Origin of the sequence: Paenibacillus sp. JDR-2 (assembly GCF_000023585.1) — a bacterium.
Taxonomy (GTDB): domain Bacteria; phylum Bacillota; class Bacilli; order Paenibacillales; family Paenibacillaceae; genus Pristimantibacillus.
The window spans coordinates 5632018-5646482 of sequence record NC_012914.1 but is presented as its reverse complement, the minus strand read 5'-3'; the positions used below and the strand labels follow the sequence as shown (position 1 = coordinate 5646482).

General features: G+C 44.9%; 17 protein-coding genes. 16 read left to right on the top strand and 1 reads right to left on the bottom strand.

All coding sequences use genetic code 11. The features are described 5' to 3' along the window. Positions 1 to 2: 2 nt before the first annotated feature. The 15 genes from PJDR2_RS24780 to PJDR2_RS24705 all read left to right on the top strand — a co-directional run bounded on the left by PJDR2_RS24780 (position 3) and on the right by PJDR2_RS24705 (position 13117). Positions 3 to 1028 (top strand): ABC transporter substrate-binding protein, encoded by a 1026-nt coding sequence (locus PJDR2_RS24780; RefSeq protein WP_015846479.1) that lies wholly within the window; start codon positions 3 to 5, stop codon positions 1026 to 1028. A 12-nt stretch (positions 1029 to 1040) separates the two neighbouring features. Then, the gene (locus tag PJDR2_RS24775) at positions 1041 to 1859 is read left to right on the top strand and encodes an ABC transporter ATP-binding protein (RefSeq protein WP_015846478.1); all 819 of its coding nucleotides are present in this window, start codon (positions 1041 to 1043) and stop codon (positions 1857 to 1859) included. Continuing rightward, positions 1856 to 2608 carry an ABC transporter permease gene (locus PJDR2_RS24770; RefSeq protein WP_015846477.1) on the top strand — a complete coding sequence of 251 codons (753 nt, stop codon included), beginning with the start codon at positions 1856 to 1858 and terminating at the stop codon, positions 2606 to 2608. The genes PJDR2_RS24775 and PJDR2_RS24770 overlap by 4 nt, the downstream gene beginning before the upstream one ends. Beyond that, positions 2605 to 3672, top strand: coding sequence for a ring-opening amidohydrolase (locus tag PJDR2_RS24765; protein WP_015846476.1), 1068 nt, complete (start codon positions 2605 to 2607; stop codon positions 3670 to 3672). Before PJDR2_RS24770 ends, PJDR2_RS24765 begins: the two co-directional genes overlap by 4 nt. 29 nt (positions 3673 to 3701) lie before the next feature. Next, positions 3702 to 4133: a cupin domain-containing protein gene (locus PJDR2_RS24760; protein ID WP_015846475.1), complete on the top strand. Its 432-nt coding sequence runs from the start codon at positions 3702 to 3704 to the stop codon at positions 4131 to 4133. Between the two features lie 17 nt (positions 4134 to 4150). Further along, a complete protein-coding gene (locus tag PJDR2_RS24755) occupies positions 4151 to 5767 on the top strand; it encodes a PucR family transcriptional regulator (RefSeq protein WP_041613619.1) in 1617 nt (538 codons plus the stop codon). A 16-nt stretch (positions 5768 to 5783) separates the two neighbouring features. Next, on the top strand, positions 5784 to 7556 hold the full coding sequence (atzF, locus tag PJDR2_RS24750) for an allophanate hydrolase (RefSeq protein ID WP_015846473.1): 1773 nt from the start codon (positions 5784 to 5786) through the stop codon (positions 7554 to 7556). A 332-nt stretch (positions 7557 to 7888) separates the two neighbouring features. After that, on the top strand, positions 7889 to 8344 hold the full coding sequence (locus tag PJDR2_RS24745; RefSeq protein ID WP_041613617.1) for a hypothetical protein: 456 nt from the start codon (positions 7889 to 7891) through the stop codon (positions 8342 to 8344). Positions 8345 to 8475: 131 nt separating this feature from the next. Beyond that, positions 8476 to 9129 carry a hypothetical protein gene (locus PJDR2_RS24740; RefSeq protein WP_015846471.1) on the top strand — a complete coding sequence of 218 codons (654 nt, stop codon included), beginning with the start codon at positions 8476 to 8478 and terminating at the stop codon, positions 9127 to 9129. A gap of 60 nt (positions 9130 to 9189) precedes the next feature. After that, a complete protein-coding gene (locus tag PJDR2_RS24735; RefSeq protein WP_015846470.1) occupies positions 9190 to 9495 on the top strand; it encodes a DUF6678 family protein in 306 nt (101 codons plus the stop codon). Between the two features lie 158 nt (positions 9496 to 9653). Then, complete coding sequence (locus PJDR2_RS24730; protein WP_015846469.1) at positions 9654 to 10136, top strand: HEAT repeat domain-containing protein; 483 nt, start codon at positions 9654 to 9656, stop codon at positions 10134 to 10136. Between the two features lie 56 nt (positions 10137 to 10192). Further along, positions 10193 to 10489, top strand: a complete 297-nt coding sequence (locus PJDR2_RS24725) for a hypothetical protein (protein WP_015846468.1) — start codon at positions 10193 to 10195, stop codon at positions 10487 to 10489. 77 nt (positions 10490 to 10566) lie between these two features. Next, positions 10567 to 11055: an NUDIX hydrolase gene (locus PJDR2_RS24720; protein WP_015846467.1), complete on the top strand. Its 489-nt coding sequence runs from the start codon at positions 10567 to 10569 to the stop codon at positions 11053 to 11055. A 501-nt stretch (positions 11056 to 11556) separates the two neighbouring features. Then, entirely contained in the window at positions 11557 to 12000 is a 444-nt protein-coding gene (locus PJDR2_RS24715) for a GNAT family N-acetyltransferase (RefSeq protein ID WP_015846466.1), read from the top strand. A 715-nt stretch (positions 12001 to 12715) separates the two neighbouring features. Further along, positions 12716 to 13117: a hypothetical protein gene (locus PJDR2_RS24705; protein WP_015846464.1), complete on the top strand. Its 402-nt coding sequence runs from the start codon at positions 12716 to 12718 to the stop codon at positions 13115 to 13117. Positions 13118 to 13492: 375 nt separating this feature from the next. Here the strand turns inward: PJDR2_RS24705 and PJDR2_RS24700 are convergent, their stop codons facing one another. Next, the gene (locus PJDR2_RS24700) at positions 13493 to 13792 is read right to left on the bottom strand and encodes a hypothetical protein (RefSeq protein ID WP_015846463.1); all 300 of its coding nucleotides are present in this window, start codon (positions 13790 to 13792) and stop codon (positions 13493 to 13495) included. Between the two features lie 247 nt (positions 13793 to 14039). Between PJDR2_RS24700 and PJDR2_RS24695 the strand changes: the two genes are divergently transcribed. Next, complete coding sequence (locus PJDR2_RS24695) at positions 14040 to 14465, top strand: NfeD family protein (protein WP_015846462.1); 426 nt, start codon at positions 14040 to 14042, stop codon at positions 14463 to 14465.

Here is a 14465-nt window from a genome sequence, read left to right as displayed (position 1 = left end):
ATATGATGTGGAATAAGAAATCATTGTTTATTGTTCTGGCGGCTCTGATGCTTGTTGTGACGGCTTGCGGTTCCAATGTAAAAACCAGTACCAACTCAAATACGGTCTCTTCTGACTCGGCAGCCGGAGAAACAAAGAGTTTGAAAAAAGTCGTGTTGAGGCTGAAATGGATTCATCAAGCGCAATTTGCTGGCTATTACGCAGCGGTTGAGAAAGGCTTCTATAAGGAAGCGGGATTGGATGTTGAAATCAGGCCGGGCGGAGCCGATTTCCCTTCCGTTCAGATGGTCGCTTCGGGAAGCGAGCAGTTTGGCGTAACGGGCGCGGATCAAATTCTGATGGCTCGGGAGAAAGGCGTGCCGGTTAAAGCGGTCTCCGCGGTATACCGCAAAACGCCATTCGTATTGTTTAGTTTAAAAGACTCGGGCATTACGAAGATCGAAGATCTTGCCGGCCAGAAGGTAGGCGTGAAGCTTGGCGGCAATGAAGAGCTGACCTTCCGGGCGATGGTCAAAAGCGCGGGCATAAATGCGAAATCGATTGATGAAATGCCAGTGAAATACGACATGAGCCCACTGCTCAGCGGCCAAGTCAAAGCATGGCCGGGTTACGTTATCAATGAGGTGCTGGCCGTTCAAGAGCAAGGCCATGAGGTGAACATTATTCAGCCTGGCGACTATGACATTAATTTTTATGCAGATACGTTGTTTACGACGGAATCATTGATTAAGAAGGATCCTGAAATGGTGAAAAGCTTCGTTGAAGCTTCCATGAAGGGTTGGGAATATGCGATCGCTAATCCGGAGGAAGCAGCCGGGTTTGGTCTGAAGTACGGCGATAAGCTGGATATCGATCATGAGGTAGCCATGATGAAAGCAAGCATTTCGCTGCTCGAGCCGGAAAAACTGCCGCTTGGCAAGATGGATACCGAGGCTTGGGATGTTTTGCAAAAGAGCTTGATTGATTTGAAGTTCCTGAAGAAAGAGCAAGCTCTGGATAAAGTGTTTACGAATGACTATATCGAATAGGGAGTGATTGATGTGCAAGCGACGGTAAGTGAATTGAGGAATGGAGCGGCTAAGCAAGATCATACATCGGTTTCTTCGATGAACGAAATCGCGGTTACATTACAAAATTGCTCCCTTTCGTTCGGAGATGTTCCCGTACTGAACAATGTTTCCTTGGACATCTATAAGAATGAGTTTGTTTCCATCCTTGGCCCAAGCGGCTGCGGTAAGTCCACGCTGCTGCGCTTAATGCTTAATCTCCTCCAGCCGAATGCTGGAGGGGAGGTAAAGCTTGCATCAAAGGATCTGTCGATCGGGATGGTGTTTCAAAAGCCGGTTCTGATGCCTTGGCTTACGGCTATTCAGAATATCGTGCTGCCTCTGACGATCGGAGAGAAACGCTTCTCGAAGAGCGAAGCCCGGGACAAAGCGGAGGGGGCACTGCGGCTTGTTGGCTTGCAGGACTTCAAGAATCACTTCCCGCATCAATTGAGCGGGGGGATGCAGCAGCGTATCGCCATCGCACGGGCGCTTGCCGCTGACCCGGCGGTGCTCTTAATGGATGAGCCGTTTGGCGCGCTGGATGAGTTTACGAGAGAGAAATTGAATTTCGAGCTGCTGCGGCTGTGGGAAAGCTCGGAGACAAGCTTAAACACGGTCGTGATGGTCACCCATTCGATTCAAGAATCGGTTATTATGTCGAACAGAATCGTTATGATGTCGCCAAGGCCAGCCGGTGTGGATGCGATTATTCCGGTTCCGCTTCCTGCGCACCGTGAAGTGGGCATGGAGGAGCTTCCGGAGTACCATCATACCGTTAATGAATTAAGAAAGAGGGTCAAGCACTTATGAAGAATAAATTAAAAAGCAGCATGTACCCTATCAGTTTTGCGCTTGGCTTTATTATTTTGTGGGAGCTGGCCGTTCGCTTGTTCGATGTCCCTGTTTATTTGCTGCCTGCTCCATCGGCTGTCCTTTCAGTTATTGACGGATCACTATCGTCCCATATGCTCGTCACGCTAATGGAGGCGTTGGTAGGTTTTGTACTCGCTAATATTTTGGGGATGGTAACGGCCGTTATTTTCGTTCACTCCAAGTCCATTGAAAAGGGAGTTTTCCCGCTCGCCATTGCGCTTAAGACGACTCCACTCGTTGCGTTGGCTCCGCTATTGGTCGTTTGGATGGGCACCGGCTATTCCTCGAAGGTTGTTGCATCGATGCTTATTTGCTTTTTCCCGATTCTCGTCAATAGCGTCAAAGGTCTGAAAGCGATTGAACATGAGGCTTGGGAGCTGTTTTCCACTTATAAAGGAACAAAAGCGGAAATATTCTGGAAGCTGCGTCTGCCGACGAGTTTGCCTTACGTGTTCTCGGCTTTGAAAATATCCTCGTCGCTCGCCATTGTCGGAGCTATTGTTGGGGAATTTGTTGGAGCAAACAAAGGGCTCGGTTATGTCGTACTCGTATCTTCCTATCATATGGACACACCGATTATGTTCTCAGCGATTATTGCTTCGGCAGTATGCGGGCTGCTGCTTTTCTGGGGCATTAGCTTGCTGGAGAAGAAAGTCGTATTTTGGCAAAGGGCGGATGATCTATGATGAAATGTTCAGTTATTAAAGTGCCGGCTCGTTCTCCGAATGATACGGCTGCGCTGCAGCGCTATATTGACGAATCGCTAATTAATCCGAAGGATGTTGTAGCCGTACTGGGCAAAACCGAGGGAAACGGCTGCGTCAATGATTTTACCCGGGGCTTTGCTGTTCTGGCTTTGAAAAATTTGTTCGCTTCTTATAAAGAAGCAACTGCTGAGCCAGTCTCGTACATTATGTCCGGAGGGACGGAGGGGATATTAAGTCCTCATTTCTCGGTAATTTCCCGGAGTGAATCCCTTGACGATGCGATCAAGCGCGAGCAATCCTCACTGGCAATTGGTGTAGCTAGAACACCTGATTTCATGCCCGAAGAGCTTGGGCGTCTTGCTCAAGTTGATCAAGTGGCGGAGGCTGTTCGCCGGGCAATGGATGGGGCTGGCATCCATGATGCTGCTGATGTGCATTTTGTTCAAATTAAATGTCCGCTGCTGACGGCGGAGCAAGTACAGGAAGCGAATCTGAGAGGAGCCTCCACTGTAACGGAGGATACTTACAAGTCAATGGGCTACTCCCGCGGGGCATCGGCGCTTGGTGCAGCCGTAGCGCTTGGAGAGATTCAACGGGAGCGATTGCAGGATACGGATATTTGCCATTCGTGGGAGCTTTACAGCAAGGTGGCATCTACGTCGGCGGGCAGCGAACTCGCCTATTGCGAGGTTATCGTATTCGGCAACTCCGCTTATGCGGAAGGGCCATATTTTATCGATCACGATGTGATGAAGGATGCCATTGACGCGGGGGCGTTGAAGCGGATTTTGGAAAAATACCCGGATGCCGAGATGGTGCAGGTGCTTGCTAAGGCTGAGGCTGATCCGACCGGATATATAAGAGGCCAGCGGCATACGATGCTCGATGACTCCGACATTAATCATACCCGTCATGCCCGCGCTGTCGTCGGAGGTGTTCTAGCTTCCGTATGCGGCGATCCAATGATCTACGTATCGGGTGGAGCGGAGCATCAAGGTCCGGCAGGCGGCGGTCCGGTAGCGGTTGTTTTTCGGCGTAACTAACAAATAGCGGATGATAGGAGACTGATCATATGGCAATTGCAAATGAGACAGAGGTTATGGTAGGAGAACAAATGGAATGGGGGCTGATGCCTGACCATATTCATTTGTATCATAGGGAAATCGTATCGGCTGCGCAAGCGGATAAGCTGGGTATCCGTTCGAGCTCGATTCTTTGGGAGAAAATCGGTGTCGGCGGTCAAGTACTTCCCCATTACCACGATGTCGCCGAAATTATTTATATTTCCGTTGGAAAAGTAAAGCTGCTCTGCAACGGCGAGTGGAAAAGCTACAAAGCCGGTGATACGTTCCATGTGCCGGCAGGGGTTATTCATTCCGTAGCAAACGATGATGATCAGCCGTCCGAACAAATCAGCATTTTCCTCCCGGTAGAGGAGAACGTGCCTGCTAACTCGTTTTTCAATACAACTCTCGTGGAAGATGTGTATTCCATTAAGAAATAGAATAGCGGGGTAATGTCATGGCGACCAACAATCAGGCAAGCTTCACATGCGGAGACATATTGCTAATACCCGACTTCAAAGAAGCAGTCGTACTAGCCGGTGCCGGCGGCATGCATCGTAGCATTAACCGGGTCAATGTCATGGAAGTGCCTGACGTCATCGATTGGGTGAGACCGGGGGAGTTTCTCATTACGAGCGGTTTCCCGTTCCGGGATCAACCGGAGGCAATAGCGGACATTATTCCGCAGCTGGTTGAAAAAGGTGTTGCCGCGCTTGGCATTAAGACGAAGCGTTTCATTGAGGAGATTCCAAAGCGGGCGCTTGAGCTGGCGGACCGGCTTGCTTTTCCCGTGTTCGAGCTTCCGGCTACGACTGTGTTCTCGGATGTTGTCCGCGACATTATGGAGCGAGTGCTGGTGACCGAGGTGAGGGAGCTTTCACTGCTGCAAAGCCGCTTCCAAAAGCTGTCCCAGCAGCTCTTATACGGCAATGGAATTGAAGAGTTTTTACAAACGCTGGATGGTATGCTGAATAATCCGATTGTGCTGCTGGATGATTCGGATCAGCTGTTTCTATCCCCGCAGGCAGGTCGGCTCGAGCAAGCGGCGAATGTTGAGCTCTGGTCGCATTTGCGGATGGAGACCAATCTTGGCGTCAGCTTTATATCCTTAGGTGACCGTCGTATTCGGGTGTACGTCTCCGAGGTGAACGATAAGCAGCATGAGAAGTGTTTGCTTATTCTGCTGGAATGGAATCAGGAGCATTCCATCGTTGATCAATTGACCATAGATCGGGTCGGCATTCTAGTAGGATTGGAAATGATCAACGCAAACGCCCGGAGAGAGGTTGAATTAAAATATATCGACCAGTTTCTTCAGGATTGGATCTCCGGGCGGATCGTAGCGATGGAGGATTTGAAACTCAGGGCAGAAGCGTCGGGCAGCCAGTTAGAGGATCAGCAGCAGCTCTTCGTAGCGCTTGTGCGCTGGTTGAATGGGAAACCTGCGGTTAAGCAGCTGCAGCAAGTCGTCAAAAGGCTTCGGGCCAAGTCGCTTCGCGAAGGGCTGCAGATCACGATAGCGGAAGGGGAGTTGATTTTTCTTATTCCGGTTTCTATGCAGCTCTCGAAACAGACGGCGCTTGACCGGGTCGCAGCAGACCTGAGGTCGGTTATTGATTCGTCAAATGCGTTCTCGCTTTGTATCGGCAATGTCGCCAGCCGGCCTGACCTGGTGTGCGAAAGCTATGAAGAAGCCAAAAAAATTCATCACATCAGCACGATTTGCAATTATGAAGAGCCCTATGTGGATTTTAAACGGCTTGGAGCTTTTCAATTGTTATATCACCTGCCGCATTCAGAGGCTGTTATCCAATATCGGGATCAGTATATCGTTCCGCTGCTCGAATACGACCGTAAACATCAATCTCAGCTGCATGAGACGATCCGCGTTTATTTCAAATATAACCGGAACGTAAAAAAGACGTCCGCGGAGCTGATTACGCATTACAACACCGTTTCTTACCGGGTGGAACGGGTATGCGAGCTGCTTGGCATTAACGTCGATGACGGCGACGATATTTTACAGCTGTATTTGGCCGTTAAGCTAAACGAGATGAGGCCGGTAACGTTATGAGATTAGGAGGCTGGTTATGAGCGAATCAGATATTCCGGTCAAGCTGACCATCGAGCGGCTTCGAGAGTTGTACGTAAGCGGCACGCTTACGCCGGATGCTGTTGTTGAAGGAATTATGGAGCGCGTTCAGGCGGATGCAGGTATGAATATTTGGATTACGCCGCCAACTATGGATAAAGTTCAGCCCTATTTGGATCGGTTGAAGGGGACGGACCCGGAAAGCCTTCCGTTATGGGGTATTCCGTTTGCCATTAAGGATAATATCGATGTGGCGAAGATCCCAACGACGGCAGCATGCCCTGCATTTGCCTATACGCCTCAAGAGCATGCAGCTGTCGTGCAGCGGATGATAGATGCGGGTGCGATTCCACTTGGCAAAACAAACCTGGACCAGTTTGCGACCGGACTAGTAGGCGTCCGCAGTCCGTATGGCGAGACGCATAATGCGCTGCGTCCCGAGCTGATTAGCGGCGGCTCAAGTTCAGGCTCGGCGGTCGCTGTAGCACGCGGCCATGCAGCTTTTGCCTTTGGTACGGATACCGCCGGTTCCGGCCGGGTTCCGGCTGCATTGAACAATCTGGTCGGCTATAAGCCAAGCCTTGGAGCTTGGCCGACCAAAGGCGTTGTTCCGGCTTGCGCCAGCCTTGACTGCGTCAATGTATTTGCCCATTCCCTCGCGGATGCGTTAGAGGTTGATAAGCTTGCGCGTGGCATTCATGAATCCGATCCATGGTCCCGCAGCATCGAGCGTTCGGCATCGAAGCTCCCGCACAAAGTTTTATTGCCAAGCGTCAAGCCGCAGTTCTATGGACCTTATGCCGCAGAGTATGAAGAAGCTTGGGATGCGGCAGTAGAGAGGATTACTAAACTTGGAGTCGCTGTGGAATATATCGATTACGACTTTTTCACCCGGGCGGCGGCGTTGTTATACGACGGGCCTTGGGTTGCAGAGCGGTGGGCGAGTCTCGAACCATTCGTGACAGCTAATCCCGGAGTAACATTTGAGACGACGGAGCGGATTTTGCGGTCTGGTGCTTCCGGGAAGCACAGCGCGGCTTCCGTGTTTAAAGCTATGCACCAATTGCAGCAGTATAAGCTGGAAACCAAGAAGCTGCTTAAGCAGGCGGTAATGGTGATGCCGACCTGCGGAGGCACATGGACACGCGAGCAGGTGAGTGCCGATCCGATAGGGGCAAACTCGGATATGGGACGCTACACCAATCATTGCAATTTGCTTGATTTATGCGCAGCTGCGGTACCTGCTGGTTTTGCCGCTGATGAGCTGCCATTTGGAATTACGCTGTTCGCGCTTGCCGAAGAGGAGGCTCTCATTACCGGCGCTGCCGAGCTTTTCCTTACGAGAGAATGTGATGCAGCTATCCAGCCTATACCTATTTCCGTAACGGAGCAAGCAATGGTACCCGTTGCCGTATGCGGACTTCATATGCGCGGATTTCCGCTGGAAAAGCAAATGCTGGAGCATGGCGCCCATTTTGTTCGCGAGGCGGCTACAGCCGCAAAATATCAAATGGTGAAATTGACGACCGTTCCGGCTAAACCCGGCTTAATCAAGAAGGGTAACGGAGGGCGTTCCATTCAGTTGGAAGTATGGGAAATGCCGAAGACGGCATTTGGCGCTTTCACAGCCCTTATTCCTGCACCGCTTGGAATCGGGAAGATCGAGCTTGAGGATGGGACCGAAATTTCCGGCTTTATTTGCGAGGGTTATGCGGAGCAAACAGCCGTAGATATTAGCGATTCAGGCGGTTGGCGTTCTATTACCGTATAGATTGTTTTTCAATAAGAACATTGCGGCAGCCGGTCAATAATGACCGGCTGCTGACGTTTCTCAGCTATGGGCAGTTGAATGACTGGTTCAAAACTTTTATGTCGTTAGTACAACGACATAATAATCCCGATTTAGAACCTTGTTAAATCAAGGTTCTTTTTCAATTTGTACGTATTTTCTTGTCGTTTTATTTTGGACGTGAAAATCCCTTTATACTGGGATAACGACAAGAAAAGCACCATATTAAGGGTTGTGTGAGCAGTTTGGGCTGAGAAGATAAAGTGTCGACAGACAAGACTTCATTAAGCTAACGGGCAGGATACTTCCAATGTGTGGTAATATTATGTTGGGCTAAGAACTTAACTACTCTTGTTATCGAGAGGAGAAAACTTCTGAAAAAGGAAATAACCATGACCATAGAAATAAAGACTAAAAAAGCAAAAGCTCTTTTAGGTCTTGGAGTAATTTTAGTCCTCCTATTCTTTATGTGGTTTTATAGAGGACCTATTTCTTCCACCGATATAAAGCTCAATTCAGTAAAACAATCAGGAAACCAATTTATTATTGATGGCTCTTTTAAGGATAAGTGGACACGTTATAAAAGCTACTCAATTCAATACGTGGGTACAGGTAATTCAAACTACGCAATATTAAAAATATACGGAGGTATTATTGGCAAGCGAAATATACATATCGAGACAAATGCAATGAAGAACAACAGACCACTTTACCTTTACTATAAGCAACTAGAGGTAAGGGCAGAGGACGTAATAAGACAAAATAAATAAACGAATTAAAGTATTAAACTATCGGGAGATATTTGTTTCAAAGCATGCATAATACGCCTGCAGATTAGAGATCCGCTGCCGTTTTTATGGAGAAAAAAGAGGTTAACCCAGCAAATTATGGAGGAGAAGGTATGACCATTATAAGTATCGAAGGTGCTAGTGCTGTAGGAAAAACAAGGACATCCTCTGAACTGGCTGCCATTCATGGGGCTTTTCATATCCCTGAAATTAATACCTGGTGGAAAGAACGACCTAACCCTGAATATAGAGAATGGTGGTTTGAACGTCAGGCAGATCGATGGAGAATAGCCTTAGAAAACAGGAATAAGCACTCATTTGTTGTTATAGACATCGATTTATTTCAACCCTTTTGGTATAACTGGGCGTATGATTTTACTTTATTTGATAATCAGTCGTTAGAGTTTATAGCCGATTACTATCGGAATCTGATTCTAGACCAAAAAATCGGATTCCCTGACAGATATTATCTACTCAGCTGCAGTGAGGATGAACTAATTAAACGGAAAGAATCGGATTCTTCGAGGAAACGAGGGGGCTTTGATATGAATTTACAGTTCATTAAGCCACAAAAACATTACTTCCAAGCGCTTAATAAAGAGGTTCCCGGTCTAGTCCATTTTATAGATTCCGTGAGCGTTGATAGAAATATTGGGGAAATCATTACATCGATTCCGAGTACCCAAAATAAGCATACTTACTCAATAGAGTTGTTTGATTTTATGGTGGACTGGCTATCTCGAAATAAAGCTGATCAGTTCAGATGAGTAGTTACGCTAATTGGGAACGATAGCTGAATAACATGCAATGATAAAAAGGAGGTACTAATGACTCCGTTAATGAATGATACAAAGTGGGATGAGATTCGACTGGCTATGCATGATTACGATGGACCGATTCACTGGAGGACAAAAGATGTTGTGAATGGTTATATAGCCATGTGGGATGCCGAGTGGTTTTACCATTTCAGTTTAGGCGGTTTCAAATACATTGAATGGTTAGAAATTCGTTTGAACGAAAGTAATACCACATACGTGATGAGAAAGTTGAAAAAAATTAATGTTCCAGGTGAAATTGATGGGAACGTAGTGAGAATTTACGGCTATAAAGATGGATTTGTGGAATACATTTAGAAGGTTCTTTATTCTACTATCGAAGAACAATAGTTGAACGAACAAGGGAGCAGATTGCCGCGGCAGTTGCTCCCTGTTTTATTAAACTAAAAGGCAGAATAGTTCCAATATGTGGTAGAATTAATGTAGTACTTAAATCTAAGGTGTGAGGACATGAAATGGATCTTATCCAATTAGAACGGGCTTTAATGAGTGATAATCAAGACGAAGCATCTGCTGTAATTTCTGAGGCAATTCGATACAAGAATAAAGAAATAGTTCTAATTCTGATAAAACATCTAAAAAATACGGAAAACAAAATACTTAGAAATGAAATTGCTTTAGCCTTAAGCGATATTAGAAATCCAGAGGCAGTGGAGCCAATTATAGAACTGCTCAAGGACCCGAAAACTTTAGGTAGCAGGGGCTCGCTGTTGTATGCCTTGAGACCATTTGATTATTCATCCCATATAGAGATATTAATCGATTTTTTGATTAACGGGAACTTTGAGGTGCGTCATGAGGCTAAATATTTACTGCAGCTACTGAAAGTCCGAATCCCGGGAGATCAGATAATTAAAATTAAAAGAGCCATTAATGAATTTGAAGATAGAATCGACTTACTTTTAGAAACACTTGATGAATTAGAGAATGGAAAATAACCGTGTCATTGAACAAACGGAGAACATTAGTTCAACTTTTCTGCAGGGAGGTCGACATGGGAGACATTCGTTTTGTCAAAGCCCTAATTCATTGGGACAAAGATCCAAGCAAATATCCCTGTAATACCTGGTTACCAGATCTTATCGTGCACTATGAAAGCATAGAGGGTAAACAGTTAACCGGTGAAGCCTGGACCGTACCTGTTAGAATTACAAGTTTAATTGAAGGCACTCGGGATACATATGCAGATGTACGCTTTTTAGTTGATGATGCACCTTGGCATTTTCTTGTCAGCGGATATATGTTTAAATTATGGGGTGGGAAGGAAATTGCTTCTGTTAAAGTCTTATAGTATTCAATAGGAAGTTAAGCTAACGGGGAACGATAGCTCAATACATACCTGCAACGAAAGTAGGGGGATTAAATTCAATGGAGGAAAAGTTTTATCGCCACACAGGAGTTTACGGAATATGTATGGTTAACGAGAAAATTCTAGTTATTCAAAAAAGTTTAGGCCCTTATGCCGGCCAATTTGACTTGCCTGGGGGGCGACTAGAAGTATCGGAGTCCTTAGAGCAAGGCTTAAAAAGGGAGTTTAACGAAGAAACAGGATTCAAAGTCAAAGAACTCAACAATATTGGTGTTTGTGATTTTTCTGTGTTATGGACACTACAGGATAACTCTACTGAGTGTGTGCATCATATTGCGATTTTATATGAAGTTGTTATTGTCGCTGGGAATATTGGGGGTTCCGTGGTTCAATTCGAAGGACAAGACTCTAATGGTTATGACTGGATTTCAATCGATGATGTTACACCGATAAATTCATCACCGTTGGTCCAGCAAGCGGCCGATTGGTTTCGTACGAAGACGATCCCAGTTAGTAGAAGTTCATATGACTACAGATCTTTAAGCTAACGGAGAACGTTAGTTGAATGAACTAACTAATAAAGCTGCTGGCACATGATCGGCAGCTTTGTTACGTTAACGGGCAGGATTGCGTGGCGTATGCTCCGAATTACTGATGAGAGAAAATTCCATACTGCAGCGAAGGGATGTGGGTTGTTTTATTTGATTTTAGTATGTATTGCTGTTGTTTTATATTTATGGGGGTTTGTCGTAAATAAAAAGCATGAACAAGTCCGTCAGTCATTTTTTCAGGATTGTTTCTTTGGCAGTCGTGGTTAAAGAGATATTAAAAATGAACTTGAGGATTGAGCTAACGGGAGACTATAGTTCAACCAAATCAGGGAGCAGAACGCCGCGGCGCTGTTCCCTGTTTATAGTATGCAATTAAAATAATTCCGAAAAGAGTGGTAAGCATGAAGTCATATATCAATTGGAGGTCTACGATCACCATCTACAAAAAAAGTGACGAAAGGAGCGTGATAAATTAAAAAGAAAAAGGAGCAGAACGAAATGATACAAAACAGAAAAGCAACCGTTAATGACTATGATATGATTATAAATCTTTGGGAAAGGTCGGTAATGGCCACTCATCATTTTTTGAGTTTCAAGGATAAAGAGGAAATCAAAAAAGAATTACCCATGTATTTTCCTCATCTTGATATACGTCTATGGTATACCGAAGACTCTATCATTGGTTTTACCGCCATCAATGAAAATCACTTGGAAGCACTATTTCTCGATCCCGATAAAATTGGCAAAGGGTATGGGAAACAAATTTTGGAAAAATGCATCAATGGTCTTGGGATCACGTCCGTTGATGTTAATAAACAAAATGAGAATGCGACAAGGTTTTACTTAAAAAGCGGTTTCGGAATAATCGGTGAAGATTTGACGGATGGAGCAGGCCGCCCTTACCCCATTTTACATTTGAAATACAATGAACAGTGGAAGTAATTCTTCTGTCCAGGCTGTCGAGAAATCGACAGCCTTTTATATAACTATTGAATATCTTTTTTAACGGCACAAAGAAGATTAATGATTTTGTGATACATAACATTACATAACTAATTAGGTGATTCAACAAACGAAGAACTATAGTTCAACCAGAAAGCTGCAGCGGACCGGAGGATCAGCTGTAGCTTTTGTTGAAGTGAAGGTTAGTTCGGTTCCAATATGTTGTAAACTAATTGTGGAACGGAGGTACAATATGGTTAAGATTAAGAAGGATATCATGGTTACTAACCTCCTTCTAATGTTTGCATTGTTTGTTGCATGCCAGAGTTTGTATGGAGATGTAAGGAGTGTACTGGACCGCGTTCACTATTTTAATGTCCCAATAAAGGAAATAACCTACTCTTATTATGAAGTAACTGTCTTCACAGATAGTGAGACTCTGCACATACATCCATGGCTTCCGCTTGTAATTGCTGCTGTCGGTATTGTATTTAATCTTCTATGTTTATTAAACAATTATCAAAAGGGCAAACGTCAGTCAAGAAAAAGCGTTGTCCATTGAACTAACGGAAAACGTTAGTTTAATTCAGAATGACAGCAGCCGGCTCATAAAGTACGGTTGCTTTTTGTTGGACTAAAGGTAGGATAATGCAACTAATTTGGCAAATCCACGTCTAACAATTGGAAATAGTTGTGAGGTTACGGAGGTGTTTAAATGCTTAAAAAATATGTTGTAATATTGATTTTATTTGGCACTTGTTTATTACTTGTTGGATGTAATCCAAGTAAAGATGAAGTAGTTCAGAACTTAATGCCTGAAAAGGAATTGAACTATGCTTACGCCCTTCAAGTGTTTTGTTACCAAGCAGATGTTATGAAAATAGGGGATGAACTTAATCGTTTTCAGAATTCATCACTAGATTTGCAAAATGGATTTCAAGTACAGCTATTAACTATTGACCAAAAAAAGTTTAAAAAATGGGCGCATGCTTTGGGCATTAAAAAATTCCCTGCGTATGTCATACTCAATAAAGAAGATGGAATTGTTCTACAAACACAGGACATGGAAATGGCAAAGAAATATCTTACAGAACTTTCAATTAACGGGAAACGATAGTTCAAAAACAGCAGCAGTCTAGGACTTTATTTTGACGTCCATGACTGCTGCTGTTCCGTTTCTAGGGGGTAGTCTAATACTTATTTTTTGAGCCTGACGATTTTGCAATTCGAAATACCGCACGAATTCAATACATCCAGTCTAATACTTTATTTTCTCAGAACAAGAATTCCAAGCGCTAATAGACTTAATCCAATGATTTTTGTGCGGTTCACATTAATCTCCTCCAGAAACGCTCTTAAAGTGTGATTCACAAAGGGACACAAAAAAACAGCCGTGGCAAGTCATGATGTGACCTGCCACGGCTGCTCTAATTATGCTTCATCGTCGCCTGGATATACGGCCGGAGTATTCAAGACACAACTTCCGTGTTTGTCACTCCACACCATCTTTAAAATTCTTCTCGTGATATTTGTCTCCTTTGTGCTCGAGGTCATCCAATGTCCTCTCCAACGTCAACAAAATCTGCTCTTTCACTAGCGCTAGTGTATCATAGAACAGAACTTCTTCGTCGCCGATAATCTTATAGCCGCTGATTGCATGGGCGGCGCTCAGCAGCCGATGCTGCTCAGACAAATCATCAATGGCTTTGATCGTGTGCTTCGTGTGTAAAAATAAATCCATATGATGCTGGTTCGTGAGGCGCTGCTCTAGATTCATTAATCGTTCCCTCATATGAACTCATCCCCCTCTGCTGATTTAACGCCATTATATAGGGGGTGCAAGTAGACGTCAATGGCTGGTTATGTTTATTTGTAATGCGCATTCCGATGCCAATGATTAGGAAAATGTTGGGAATATTGTCCAAAGGTATGTTTTCGCCGGAAATCCCACTTGCAATGATGGATTAGGTAGTCTACTGCATACTTTATTCCTGTCTCACATAGCCATGTACTATGGAATCATGTAAGGGAGGGGGACTATGCTTTGGATCGGATGGCTTATTCTGTTCGCTATTTTCTTGTTGATTGAACTGAATACAGGTACCTTTTATTTTCTGTTGCTCTCCATTTCGTCTCTCATCGCGCTAGGTATGGTGTTCGTAAATACTTCATTTCTGGTGCAATGTTTTGTTTTCGTGGGCTCAGCATTTCTGATGTACGTATGGTTAATTCCAATTATACGCAAAGTCATTCCTACTTCAACGGATAAGATGCCAGAGATTAAGGAAAGGCTGATTGGCCAAGAAGCCTTTGTCGTGCAAGATATTGTACGCGGCGAGATTGGACTAGTCAGCGTGAACGGTGAAATATGGTCGGCCGTCGCGGATGAATCGATAAGCAAGGGCGAGAAAGTGCGAATTAAGGGGTTAGGCGTAACAAAACTGATTGTAGAAAGGAGCCGATAA

Excerpts from the sequence above, each read along its gene's own strand:
- PJDR2_RS24780 (WP_015846479.1), top strand. The coding sequence starts at position 3 with ATGATGTGGAATAAGAAATCATTGTTTATTGTTCTGGCGGCTCTGATG.
- PJDR2_RS24770 (WP_015846477.1), top strand. The coding sequence starts at position 1,856 with ATGAAGAATAAATTAAAAAGCAGCATGTACCCTATCAGTTTTGCGCTT.
- PJDR2_RS24765 (WP_015846476.1), top strand. The coding sequence starts at position 2,605 with ATGATGAAATGTTCAGTTATTAAAGTGCCGGCTCGTTCTCCGAATGAT.
- PJDR2_RS24760 (WP_015846475.1), top strand. The coding sequence starts at position 3,702 with ATGGCAATTGCAAATGAGACAGAGGTTATGGTAGGAGAACAAATGGAA.
- PJDR2_RS24755 (WP_041613619.1), top strand. The coding sequence starts at position 4,151 with ATGGCGACCAACAATCAGGCAAGCTTCACATGCGGAGACATATTGCTA.
- atzF (WP_015846473.1), top strand. The coding sequence starts at position 5,784 with ATGAGCGAATCAGATATTCCGGTCAAGCTGACCATCGAGCGGCTTCGA.
- PJDR2_RS24740 (WP_015846471.1), top strand. The coding sequence starts at position 8,476 with ATGACCATTATAAGTATCGAAGGTGCTAGTGCTGTAGGAAAAACAAGG.
- PJDR2_RS24735 (WP_015846470.1), top strand. The coding sequence starts at position 9,190 with ATGACTCCGTTAATGAATGATACAAAGTGGGATGAGATTCGACTGGCT.
- PJDR2_RS24730 (WP_015846469.1), top strand. The coding sequence starts at position 9,654 with ATGGATCTTATCCAATTAGAACGGGCTTTAATGAGTGATAATCAAGAC.
- PJDR2_RS24725 (WP_015846468.1), top strand. The coding sequence starts at position 10,193 with ATGGGAGACATTCGTTTTGTCAAAGCCCTAATTCATTGGGACAAAGAT.
- PJDR2_RS24720 (WP_015846467.1), top strand. The coding sequence starts at position 10,567 with ATGGAGGAAAAGTTTTATCGCCACACAGGAGTTTACGGAATATGTATG.
- PJDR2_RS24715 (WP_015846466.1), top strand. The coding sequence starts at position 11,557 with ATGATACAAAACAGAAAAGCAACCGTTAATGACTATGATATGATTATA.
- PJDR2_RS24705 (WP_015846464.1), top strand. The coding sequence starts at position 12,716 with ATGCTTAAAAAATATGTTGTAATATTGATTTTATTTGGCACTTGTTTA.
- PJDR2_RS24700 (WP_015846463.1), bottom strand. The coding sequence starts at position 13,792 with ATGAGGGAACGATTAATGAATCTAGAGCAGCGCCTCACGAACCAGCAT.
- PJDR2_RS24695 (WP_015846462.1), top strand. The coding sequence starts at position 14,040 with ATGCTTTGGATCGGATGGCTTATTCTGTTCGCTATTTTCTTGTTGATT.